At 63.2% G+C, this 10,940-nt stretch carries 11 protein-coding genes; 10 read left to right on the top strand and 1 reads right to left on the bottom strand.

Going from position 1 to position 10,940, the window contains the following annotated elements; genetic code table 11:
- The first annotated feature begins 45 nt into the window (after positions 1-45).
- From FVD38_RS18690 to FVD38_RS18670, 5 genes are all read left to right on the top strand, one after another.
- Entirely contained in the window at positions 46-909 is an 864-nt protein-coding gene (locus FVD38_RS18690; protein WP_147936217.1) for a GGDEF domain-containing protein, read from the top strand.
- Complete coding sequence (locus tag FVD38_RS18685) at positions 906-1,955, top strand: AraC family transcriptional regulator (RefSeq protein WP_147936216.1); 1,050 nt, start codon at positions 906-908, stop codon at positions 1,953-1,955. The genes FVD38_RS18690 and FVD38_RS18685 overlap by 4 nt, the downstream gene beginning before the upstream one ends.
- 143 nt (positions 1,956-2,098) lie before the next feature.
- Positions 2,099-2,527: a hypothetical protein gene (locus FVD38_RS18680; protein WP_147936215.1), complete on the top strand. Its 429-nt coding sequence runs from the start codon at positions 2,099-2,101 to the stop codon at positions 2,525-2,527.
- Positions 2,528-2,549: 22 nt separating this feature from the next.
- A complete protein-coding gene (locus FVD38_RS18675; protein ID WP_147936214.1) occupies positions 2,550-2,786 on the top strand; it encodes a hypothetical protein in 237 nt (78 codons plus the stop codon).
- Complete coding sequence (locus tag FVD38_RS18670; protein ID WP_147936213.1) at positions 2,783-3,745, top strand: alpha/beta hydrolase; 963 nt, start codon at positions 2,783-2,785, stop codon at positions 3,743-3,745. The genes FVD38_RS18675 and FVD38_RS18670 overlap by 4 nt, the downstream gene beginning before the upstream one ends.
- Before the next feature lie 3 nt (positions 3,746-3,748).
- On the opposite strand, the gene metE is transcribed toward FVD38_RS18670, so the two are convergent.
- Positions 3,749-6,040, bottom strand: coding sequence for a 5-methyltetrahydropteroyltriglutamate--homocysteine S-methyltransferase (gene metE, locus FVD38_RS18665; RefSeq protein WP_147936212.1), 2,292 nt, complete (start codon positions 6,038-6,040; stop codon positions 3,749-3,751).
- Between the two features lie 104 nt (positions 6,041-6,144).
- On the opposite strand from metE, the gene FVD38_RS18660 reads away from it, so the two are divergent.
- The 5 genes from FVD38_RS18660 to FVD38_RS18640 all read left to right on the top strand — a co-directional run.
- A complete protein-coding gene (locus FVD38_RS18660; RefSeq protein ID WP_147936211.1) occupies positions 6,145-7,026 on the top strand; it encodes a LysR family transcriptional regulator in 882 nt (293 codons plus the stop codon).
- 275 nt (positions 7,027-7,301) lie between these two features.
- Positions 7,302-7,685 carry a 30S ribosomal protein S12 gene (rpsL, locus tag FVD38_RS18655; protein WP_005663517.1) on the top strand — a complete coding sequence of 128 codons (384 nt, stop codon included), beginning with the start codon at positions 7,302-7,304 and terminating at the stop codon, positions 7,683-7,685.
- 136 nt (positions 7,686-7,821) lie between these two features.
- On the top strand, positions 7,822-8,292 hold the full coding sequence (rpsG, locus tag FVD38_RS18650) for a 30S ribosomal protein S7 (protein WP_137172371.1): 471 nt from the start codon (positions 7,822-7,824) through the stop codon (positions 8,290-8,292).
- Between the two features lie 129 nt (positions 8,293-8,421).
- Complete coding sequence (gene fusA, locus FVD38_RS18645; protein ID WP_147936210.1) at positions 8,422-10,527, top strand: elongation factor G; 2,106 nt, start codon at positions 8,422-8,424, stop codon at positions 10,525-10,527.
- A 75-nt stretch (positions 10,528-10,602) separates the two neighbouring features.
- Positions 10,603-10,940: GTP-binding protein (locus FVD38_RS18640; protein ID WP_229493822.1), on the top strand; the 338-nt coding region annotated here is incomplete at its 3' end.

The following is a 10,940-nucleotide window of genomic DNA, read 5'->3' as shown; positions in this document are numbered from 1 at the left end:
TCTGGCTGCGCTATGTTCCGGCGATCCACCTCGAACGCTGCCTCCATGTCCAACGTTATCCGCCATGCCTTGCTGATCGGTGCGCTGCTCGGCGCCTTCGCCTTCCTGTTTGTCGGCGCCGGGACGACGATCCCGATGGCCGAATGGGACTGGGTCGATATCGCGAGCGAGGGCGGCACCTCGCTGCTGGCGGTGCTGTGGTGCCTGACCGTGCTGTCCAGCCGGCCGGACGGATTGGTCACGCGGCTGCTGGCCGGCGGCCTGGCCTGCATCATGCTTGGCTCCTGGGCCGATTGCCTGGACGAGGTGGTCGACATCGACAAGGCGGCGCTGTGGGACAACGCGCTGGAGTCGCTGCTGCCGCTCGGGATGCTGATCCTTACCGTCGGCATGTATTACTGGAAGCTGGAGCAGGCCACGCTGTCCGACCACATGCGCAAGCGCGAGCGGCTGTTTCGCAATCACCGTCCGTTCGACCGCATCACCCAGCTGGCCGACGCCGTCTACCTGCGCGAGCAGCTGCGCCTGGAGAGCCGTCGCAATGAAGGCGAAGGCGTCAGCGCACTGGTGCTGTTCGACATCGACGAATTCCACCGCATTAACCGCGAACACGGCCAGGCGGAGGGCGACCGCGTGCTGCAGGCGGTGGCGCACATGCTGCTCCTGAACCTGCGCAACGAAGACCTGCTGTGCCGCTATGCCGGCGACCGCTTCGCGGTGCTGATGCCGGGCCTGACGGAGCTCGACGCGCGCGACGCCGCCCAGCATCTGTGCCGCATGGTGTCCTCGATGCGCCACCATGCGGCGGGCGGACGGGTGCGGATTTCCCTGCGCCATGGCTGCGCGCCCGCGCAGGGCGCGCCGGATGCGCTGCTGGCCGCCCTGTGCCGCCAGATGGACGCCGTGTGATCGCCTGGCAGCCAGCCGGAGAACCCTCGATCCCGGCGCGGCAGCAGCCCGCGCTGGCGCTGGAATACGGCCGCTCGCGCGACGCCGACGACGCCGACCTGTTGCGCGACACCGGGCTGGTGGCCGGCCTGGATGCAGATGGACTGGTCGCGCCGGCGCAATACCTGCAGCAGTTGGCGAACACCCTGCACACGCTGGACAGCCCCGACACCAGCTTCATGCTGGGCCAGCTGCTGCTGCCCGGCCACGACGGCGCCGCCAGCCATGCGCTGGTGCAGGCGCCGAACCTGCGCGCGCTGCTGCAGACGCTGTGCCGCTTCCACGCGCGCCTGACGCCGCTGTTGCGGCCGCGCTTCGAGACCTGGGGCGACGTGGCGCTGCTGTACTGGGTCGACGCCTATGGTGCGCCAGGCATCCGGCCGGCCCTGGTCGAGATGCACATGACGGCGGTGGTGGCCTTGTGCCGCTGGCTGGGCGGCGAACGCCTGCCGTGGCGCTTCTGCTTCAACCGCGGCGCGCCGCGCCACGTCGAACAGCATCATGTCCACCTGGGCACCGAGCTGCGCTTCGGTTGCCAGCTCGATGCCATGCTGCTGCCCGCCGGCTGGCTCGACCGGCCGTGGCCGCGCGCCAGCGAGATGGCGGCGCGCCTCGCGCTGCAGGCGGCCGAGCAGGAACAATCGCGCGCGCCGGGCATCCTGACCGCGCTCTACGACTACCTCCTGGAAAATGTGCGCATGGCGCCGACGCTGGAGCGCACGGCGGCCGATTTCGGCGTCAGCCCGGCGACCTTCAAGCGCCAGCTGCTGCGCCACCACACCCACTTCCAGGGTGAGCTCGACGGGGTGCGCACCCATGTGGCGCTGTGGCTGTTCCAGGTCGAACGGGCCGACAACGAACAGGTCGCGCGCTACCTGGGCTTTCATGACGCCGCCAATTTCCGGCGCTCGTTCAAGCGCTGGACCGGCCTCACGCCGGGACCGATCCGGGCCGCGCTGGACGGGGAGCTGGGCTGGTTCACGGGTGCGCTGGAGCCCGGAATATAAGGTCAGGAGATAATTCGCGCATCTTCCATTCTTCGAGAAGTGGTATCTTTCACAATCAAGGCCGTTTTCGAAGAAGAGGAATGAGCGCCAGCCTGGTCCTGCATATCGTCTGTCCAACCCAAAAGCGTGGCTTTGCCGCGTGCATGTCCTTTTGCTTCGTCTGCCTGCTGGCCTATGGCCTGGCAAGCGGCGCGCGGCGCGACCTGTCGCTCGGCGTGGTGATCTTCACCGCCTGCGCGCTGTCCATCGTCAGCGTGGCCGCCTGGGCGCTGTATCGCAACTTCGTGTTCCGGGATGAGCTGTACATCGCGCCTGCGGGCGAGCTGCCGCCGATCGAGCTGGCCTTCCGGCCCGACGAGATCCGCGCGGTGCGGCTGCTGCCGGCGCCGGAGGCGTGGACGCCCGAGGCAAAATGGGATGCCCTGGGCTTCGGTCATGGCCGGATCGAGATCGAGACCGCGACCCATCGCTACCATTTCGGGGCGGGGCTGGACCAGCGTGAAGCCGAGGCGGCGCTGGAGCGCATCCAGGGCTTCTGCCTGGCGCAGCGCGGCATGCCCGTCGCAGCGTGAATGATATTGAATGAGGAATGCTATGTCTGAGCTTGAAAGAAAGTGGTGGTTTTCCGCACCCGTGGCCATACTCACGGTGATCTCGACGATCGGCTTGCTGCACGCGGTCGGAATCCAGTACGAGCCGGTCCAGTTCAGCGCCGCGCAGTGGGCTGTCTGGTTCCTGTGTTTCGTGGGCTTGCAGCGCTGCTTTACCTTCCTGGGCTGGCTGGCGGTCCTTGTGGTCTCGCCCAAGACGATTACCGCGAGGCGCGCATGAAATCCTCCACCAGCTTCATCGCCGCCCTGCTGCTGTTCCTGGCCGCCGGCATTGCCTCGGCCCAAACGAGCGAAGAACACATCAATCTCGACACGCCGACCGGCTCCATCGCCGGCACCCTGCAATTGCCGGCCGCCCTCGAGGGCAAGCCGCGGGTCGCCTTGATCATCGCCGGTTCCGGCCCCACCGACCGCGATGGCAACAACCCCCTGATCCCCGGTCGCAACGACAGCCTCAGGATGCTGGCGATGGCGCTGGCGGAGGAGGGCATCGCCACGCTGCGCTACGACAAGCGCGGCGTTGGCGCCAGCCTGCCGGCCGGTCCGACCGAATCCGAGCTGCGTTTCGAGAACTATGTGGACGACGCCGCGGCCTGGGTCGCCCGGCTGAAGGCCGATCCGCGCTTCGGCCCGGTGGCCGTGATCGGCCACAGCGAAGGTTCCCTGATCGGCATGCTGGCGGCGCAGCAGGCCGGCGCCGCGGCCTTCGTCTCGATCGCCGGCATCGCCGATGGTCCGTCCACCGTCCTGCGCAAGCAGTTGGCCGGCAAGCTGCCGCCCGAACTGGACAAGGAGAGCGAACGCATCCTGGCATCGCTCGAGAAAGGCACGACGGTCGACCAGGTGCCGCCTGCGCTGCTGACCCTGTACCGGCCGAGTGTCCAGCCCTATATGATCTCGTGGTTCAAGTATGTGCCATCGGAGTGCATCGCCGCCCTGACCATGCCGGTGCTGATCGTCCAGGGCAATACCGATATCCAGGTGGCGGTCGCCCAGGCCAATGGCCTGTATCGCGCCAAGCCGGATGCGACCCTGGCCATCATCCCCGGCATGAACCATATCTTCAAGCACGTGCGGGCCGACCCGGCGCTGCAGGCCGCGGCCTACAGCGATCCGTCGTTGCCGGTCTCGCCGTTGCTGGTGAAGGCGGTGAGCGATTTCCTGAAAAAGGTCGACTAGACCTCAGGCGGCGCGCAAGGTGTGCGCCGCCGCCACCATATTGCGCAGCGCCGGCAGCACTTCTTCCCAGTTGCGGGTCTTGAGGCCGCAGTCCGGATTGATCCACAGGCGCTCGGCCGGGATGCGGGTGGCGGCCTTGCGCATCAGGTCCACGATGTGGTCCTGGCTCGGGATGTTCGGCGAGTGGATGTCGTAGACGCCCGGCCCGATCTCGTTCGGATAGCTGAAGTCATCGAAGGCGTCCAGCAGCTCCATGCTTGACCGCGAGGTCTCGATCGTGATCACGTCGGCATCCATGGCGGCGATCGCGGCGATGATGTCGTTGAACTCCGAATAGCACATATGGGTGTGGATCTGGGTCTCGTCGGCCACGCCGTTGGCCGTGATGCGGAACGATTCGACCGCCCAGTCCAGGTAGTTCTTCCACTCGCCGCGCCGTAGCGGCAAGCCTTCGCGCAGGGCCGCCTCGTCGATCTGGATCACGCGCACGCCGGCGCGCTCCAGGTCCAGCACTTCCTCGCGGATGGCCAGGGCCAGCTGGCGGCAGCTCGCGGACCTGGGCTGGTCGTCGCGCACGAACGACCAGTTCAGGATCGTCACCGGGCCGGTCAGCATGCCCTTCATCGGTTTGTCGGTCAGCGATTGCGCATAGGTGGTCCACTTGACCGTCATCGCCTGCGGCCGGCGCACGTCGCCGAACAGGATCGGCGGCTTCACGCAGCGCGAACCATAGGATTGCACCCAGCCGTTCTGACTGAAGGCATAACCGTCGAGCTGCTCGCCGAAGTATTCGACCATGTCGTTACGTTCGGCCTCGCCGTGCACGAACACGTCCAGCCCCAGCGCTTCTTGCTCGCGCACGCAGCGCGCGATCTCGCCGCGCATCGCTTCTTCGTACGCCGCCGCATCCAGTTCGCCTTTTTTATGGGCATTGCGGGCCTGGCGGATCGCCGCCGTCTGCGGGAAGGAACCGATGGTGGTGGTCGGATAGCTAGGCAGCTGGAGCAGGGCGGCCTGTTTCAGGCTGCGTTCGGCGTGGCTGCTGGCGCGCTGCCCCAACTGAGGGGTAATCGCGGCCAGGGCCCGCGCCACTTCCGGGTTCGACACGCGTTTCGAGGCACGCCGGCGGTCGATCGCGGCGGCATTCTCGACCAGTTCGAGCTGCACCTGCGAGCGGCCATGGTCGAGCGCATGGGCCAGGATGCGTAGTTCTTCCAGCTTTTGCACGGCGAACGCCAGCCAGGAGCGGATTTCGGGATCGAGCGCGGTCTCGTTCTGCAGATCGACCGGCACATGCAGCAGCGAGCACGATGGCGCGATCCACAGGCGCTGGCCCAGCTGGCGCTGCACCGGCTCGAGCCATTCGAGCGTCGCGTGCAGGTCGGTCTTCCAGATATTGCGGCCGTCGATCACGCCCAGCGACAGCACCTTGTCCTGGCCCAGCGCGGCTATCACCGGCGCGATCTCGGCGCGGGCATTGATCGCGTCCAGGTGCAGGCCATCGACCGGCAGCGCGCAGGCCAGCGCCAGGTTATTTTCCAGACGGCCGAAATAGGTCGCCAGCAGCAGTTTGGCGCCGCTGTGCTGGAGCGTGTCGTAGGCGCTCGCATAAGCGGCCTGCCAGCGCGCATCGAGTTCGGTAACCAGCGCCGGCTCGTCGACCTGCACCCATTCGATGCCTTGGGTGACGAACCAGGCCAGCAGCTCGGCATACACCGGCAGCAGGCGTGGCAGCAGGTCGAGCCGGTCGCTGCCGTCCTTGGTCTTGCCCAGCCACAGATAAGTCAGGGGGCCGACGATGACCGGCTTGGCCTTGACGCCCAGCGTGCGCGCCTGGGCCAGCTGTTCGTCGAGGCGCGCGGTGTCGAGCCTGAAACTGGTGTCGGCGCCGAACTCGGGGACGATGTAGTGGTAGTTGGTGTCGAACCACTTGGTCATTTCGCCGGCGTGGACGCCGCCGCAGGCGTGGTCATGGTCGCCCTGGCTGCGTCCGCGCGCGACGCGGAAATAGGAGTGAAGCGAAGCATCCAGCGCATCGCCATGGTGGCTGTGAGCGCGCTCCGGCACGTTCCCGAGCGTGAAGCTCATGTCGAGCACCTGGTCGTACAGCGAAAAGTCGCCGACCGGGGCGAAGTCGAGCTTCGATTGCTGCTGCCAGTGGCGCTGGCGCAGTTGTGCCGCCTGGGCGCCGAGTTCCTGGGCCGTCGCTTCGCCCTTCCAGAAGCGTTCGAGGGCGAATTTCAGTTCGCGGCGCGCGCCGATGCGCGGAAAGCCGAGGGTGTGGGTGGTCGTCATGATGGTGTCAGCCTGGTGAAGAATGGATGAGTTCATCATAGGCCGCTTGATTCATGAATGAAATTGATATGATTTCATCCATCCATTAATTCTGCTCATGTGACATGATCGAACGCATCCACCTCTCCTTAATCCGCGAGGTCGACCGGCGCGGCTCGCTGACCGCCGCCGCCGACGTGCTGTGCCTGACGCAGTCGGCCCTGAGCCATACGGTGAAAAAGCTCGAGCAGCAGCTCGGCACGCCGGTCTGGACGCGCGAGGGCCGCTCATTGCGCCTGACCCAGGCCGGGCGCTATCTATTGGCGCTATCCGAGCGGGTGTTGCCGCAGCTCGAGCATGCCGAGCGCCTGATGCACGAATACGCGCGCGGCGAACGCGGCACCCTGCGTATCGGGATGGAGTGCCATCCCTGCTACCAGTGGCTGCTGAAGGTGGTGGATCCCTATCTGGCGGCGTGGCCCGAGGTCGACGTCGACGTCAAGCAGCGCTTCCAGTTCGGCGGCCTCAAGGCCTTGCACGGCTACGAGATCGATCTGTTGGTCACGCCCGACCCGCTGTTCAAGCCGGGCCTGAACTTCGTGCCGGTATTCGACTACGAGCAGGTGCTGGTGGTAGGGAGCGGCCACCGGCTGGCCGGGCGCGCGCATGTGCTGCCGGCCGACCTGTCGGACGACGTCTTGATCACCTACCCGGTCGACATCGAGCGGCTCGACATCTACAACCAGTTCTTCCTGCCGGCCGGCTGCGCACCGCGCCAGCGCAAACCGATCGAGACCACCGACATCATGCTGCAGATGGTGGCCAGCGGTCGCGGCGTGGCGGCGCTGCCGCGCTGGCTGGTGGACGAGTACGCGGGCCGGATGCCAGTGGCGCCGGTGCGGCTCGGGACCGAGGGCGTGTTCAAGCAGATATTCCTGGGCACGCGTGAGGTCGATGCCGGCACCGCCTACCTGGAGGCCTTCGTCGACATCGCTCGTCGTACATAGGCAACGCTGGCATATTCGCCACGGTTTACCGGCCGCGCGGCCGGTAACGACTTAACAGGGCAGCAAATAGGTTGACCCGTCGTCACATTCGGCGTATATTCGCGAGTTCTCGTTTTTATTCTGCACATCGTATACGCATTCGCAGCCGCTCCTTTCGTTGAGTGGCTTTCGTCGCCTCCGCTGTCAGTTCTTACGGGACTAGGTTTAGTCCCCGGGCCAGCATGTTCGCCGTCCCGGGTCGTCAATTCAGTAGCAATTTTGTTGGATTAGGAACGATGCCAACCATCAATCAACTGATTCGCAAGCCGCGTGAAGCCGCGGTTGTGAAGAGCAAGTCGCCGGCACTGGAAAACTGCCCGCAAAAACGTGGCGTGTGCACCCGTGTGTACACCACCACCCCGAAGAAGCCTAACTCGGCACTTCGTAAAGTCGCTAAAGTGCGTCTGACCAACGGTTTCGAAGTCATTTCGTACATCGGCGGTGAAGGCCACAACCTGCAAGAACACAGTGTCGTGCTGCTGCGCGGCGGTCGTGTGAAAGACTTGCCAGGTGTGCGTTACCACATGGTTCGCGGTGCACTGGATACCCAGGGCGTCAAAGACCGTAAGCAAGCGCGCTCGAAGTACGGCGCCAAGCGTGCCAAGGCTGCGAAGAAGTAATATCTTCGGTCGTGTCACCGACACGTCACATTAATTAGATAAGTTGAGCCGGCCGCAAGGCCGAGTAAGTGAAGGGTCATGAGGGCCTTTCGCGAGTGCGGTCACCGCACTCAACTGAAGACAGGAAGGAATTGAAATGCCACGTCGTCGTGAAGTACCCAAGCGCGAGATCCTGCCGGATCCAAAATTCGGCAACACCGATGTCGCCAAATTCGTCAACGTTCTGATGCTGTCCGGCAAGAAGTCGGTTGCAGAAAACATCATCTACGGTGCATTCGAACACATTCAATCCAAGTCGGGCAAAGACCCGCTGGAAGTGTTCACGACCGCGATCAACAACGCTAAGCCGCTGGTGGAAGTCAAGTCCCGCCGTGTCGGTGGCGCCAACTACCAGGTGCCAGTGGAAGTTCGTCCGGTTCGTCGTATGGCGCTGTCCATGCGTTGGTTGCGCGAAGCCGCAAACAAGCGCAGCGAAAAATCCATGCCGCAACGTCTGGGTGGTGAACTGCTGGAAGCGGCTGAAGGCCGCGGCGGCGCAATGAAGCGTCGTGACGAAGTCCACCGCATGGCAGAAGCGAACAAGGCGTTCTCGCACTTCCGCTTCTAAGCATCAGGACTTGGCTTGGGGCTTTTTGTCCCAATCTAAGGCCCCTGCAGTATCTGTTGTTCAGGCCGAGCTCATTTTGATCGTCAAGATGTTGCTCGGTTTTGTCCATTCAAAGATTTAGGAAAAATTATGGCACGCAAGACCCCCATCGAGCGCTACCGCAATATCGGTATTTCGGCTCACATCGATGCTGGTAAAACTACCACCACCGAACGCGTCCTGTTCTACACGGGCGTCAACCACAAGCTCGGCGAAGTGCACGACGGTGCTGCGACGATGGACTGGATGGAGCAAGAGCAAGAGCGCGGCATTACCATTACCTCGGCAGCGACGACCTGCTTCTGGAGCGGTATGGCCAAGAACTTCCAGCCTCACCACATCAACATCATCGACACCCCGGGCCACGTTGACTTCACCATTGAAGTCGAGCGTTCGATGCGCGTGCTCGACGGCGCTTGCATGGTCTACTGTGCAGTCGGTGGCGTGCAGCCACAGTCGGAAACCGTGTGGCGTCAAGCTAACAAGTACAAAGTCCCACGTCTGGCATTCGTCAACAAGATGGACCGTACCGGTGCGAACTTCTTCAAAGTGTACGAGCAGATGCGCGCACGCCTGAAGGCGAACCCAGTCCCGGTCGTGATCCCAATCGGCGCCGAAGACAACTTCCAAGGCGTGGTCGATCTGGTCAAGATGAAAGCAATCATCTGGGACGAGGCTTCGCAAGGCATGAAATTCGAATACGCTGACATCCCAGAGCACCTGGTCGAGCAAGCGAACGAATGGCGTGAAAAACTGGTCGAGACCGCTGCTGAAGCGAACGAAGACCTGATGAACAAGTACCTGGAAGAAGGCGATCTGTCGGAAGAAGAGATCAAGACCGCCCTGCGCCAGCGCACCATTGCATCGGAAATCGTGCCGATGTTGTGCGGTACCGCGTTCAAGAACAAGGGCGTGCAAGCCATGCTCGACGCCGTGATCGAATACCTGCCATCGCCAGTCGACATTCCACCAGTGGCCGGTACCGATGAGGACGACCAGCCGGTCACCCGTAAGGCTGACGACAGCGAAAAGTTCGCGGCACTGGCGTTCAAGATCATGACCGACCCGTTCGTCGGCCAGCTGATCTTCTTCCGCGTCTACTCGGGCATGATCAATTCGGGCGATACCGTCTACAACCCGATCAAGGGCAAGAAGGAACGCCTGGGTCGTATCCTGCAGATGCACGCCAACCAGCGCGAAGAAATCAAGGAAGTCCGCGCCGGCGACATCGCCGCAGCAGTCGGCCTGAAAGAAGCGACCACCGGCGAAACCCTGTGCGATCCTTCGGCTGTCATCACCCTGGAAAAGATGGTCTTCCCTGAGCCGGTCATCCAGCAGGCTGTCGAGCCAAAGACCAAGGCCGACCAGGAAAAAATGGGCCTGGCGCTGAACCGCCTGGCACAGGAAGATCCGTCGTTCCGCGTGCGTACCGACGAAGAATCGGGCCAGACCATCATCGGTGGTATGGGCGAGCTGCACCTGGAAATTATCGTTGACCGCATGAAGCGTGAATTCGGCGTGGAAGCAACCGTCGGCAAGCCACAGGTTGCCTACCGCGAAACCATCCGCAAGGCAGTCACCGACGTCGAAGGCAAGTTCGTCAAGCAGTCGGGCGGTCGTGGTCAGTACGGTCACGCAGTCCTGTCGATCGAGCCGCAAGAGCCAGGCAAGGGCTTCGAGTTCATCGACGCGATCAAGGGCGGTGTGGTTCCACGCGAATACATCCCTGCAGTCGAGAAGGGTGTGCGCGAAACCCTGACCACCGGCGTGCTGGCTGGTTACCCAGTGGTCGACGTCAAAGTCACCCTGACCTTCGGTTCGTACCACGACGTCGACTCGAACGAAAACGCGTTCCGCATGGCGGGCTCGATGGCGTTCAAGGACGGCTGCCGTAAAGCTAGCCCGGTCATCCTCGAGCCGATGATGTCGGTCGAAGTGGAAACGCCGGAAGACTACGCTGGTAACGTGATGGGCGATCTGTCGTCGCGTCGCGGCATGGTGCAGGGCATGGACGAAATCCCAGGCGGCGGCGGCAAGATCATTAAAGCCGAAGTGCCACTGTCGGAAATGTTCGGTTACTCGACCTCGCTGCGTTCGGCGACCCAGGGCCGCGCGACCTACACGATGGAATTCAAGCACTATTCGGAAGCTCCGAAGCACGTGATTGACGCCATCGTCACCGCGAAGTCCAAGTAATAGATAATGGAGGGATGGGACGTCCCGTCCCTCCAGTTCAACAAAATATATCGTTTCTCTTAAAGGAATTTGGAAATGGCAAAAGGTAAATTCGAACGGACCAAGCCGCACGTCAACGTCGGCACCATCGGTCACGTTGACCACGGCAAAACCACCCTGACGGCTGCAATCGCTACCGTCCTGTCGAAGAAATTCGGCGGCGAAGCCAAGGCCTACGACCAGATCGATGCGGCTCCAGAAGAAAAAGCACGCGGCATCACCATCAACACCGCGCACGTCGAGTACGAGACCGAAAACCGTCACTACGCGCACGTTGACTGCCCAGGCCACGCCGACTACATCAAGAACATGATTACCGGTGCTGCGCAGATGGACGGCGCGATCCTGGTGTGCTCGGCCGCTGACGGCCCAAT

It is taken from the genome of Massilia arenae (assembly GCF_008014745.1).
Taxonomy (GTDB): Bacteria; Pseudomonadota; Gammaproteobacteria; order Burkholderiales; family Burkholderiaceae_D; genus Telluria; species Telluria arenae.
Note: the sequence above shows the minus strand (reverse complement) of the source record. Positions and strands in the feature narration are given on the sequence as shown.

Coding starts and splice junctions, on each gene's coding strand:
- FVD38_RS18690 (WP_147936217.1), top strand. CDS start 46: ATGTCCAACGTTATCCGCCATGCCTTGCTGATCGGTGCGCTGCTCGGC.
- FVD38_RS18680 (WP_147936215.1), top strand. CDS start 2,099: ATGTCCTTTTGCTTCGTCTGCCTGCTGGCCTATGGCCTGGCAAGCGGC.
- FVD38_RS18675 (WP_147936214.1), top strand. CDS start 2,550: ATGTCTGAGCTTGAAAGAAAGTGGTGGTTTTCCGCACCCGTGGCCATA.
- FVD38_RS18670 (WP_147936213.1), top strand. CDS start 2,783: ATGAAATCCTCCACCAGCTTCATCGCCGCCCTGCTGCTGTTCCTGGCC.
- metE (WP_147936212.1), bottom strand. CDS start 6,040: ATGACGACCACCCACACCCTCGGCTTTCCGCGCATCGGCGCGCGCCGC.
- FVD38_RS18660 (WP_147936211.1), top strand. CDS start 6,145: ATGATCGAACGCATCCACCTCTCCTTAATCCGCGAGGTCGACCGGCGC.
- rpsL (WP_005663517.1), top strand. CDS start 7,302: ATGCCAACCATCAATCAACTGATTCGCAAGCCGCGTGAAGCCGCGGTT.
- rpsG (WP_137172371.1), top strand. CDS start 7,822: ATGCCACGTCGTCGTGAAGTACCCAAGCGCGAGATCCTGCCGGATCCA.
- fusA (WP_147936210.1), top strand. CDS start 8,422: ATGGCACGCAAGACCCCCATCGAGCGCTACCGCAATATCGGTATTTCG.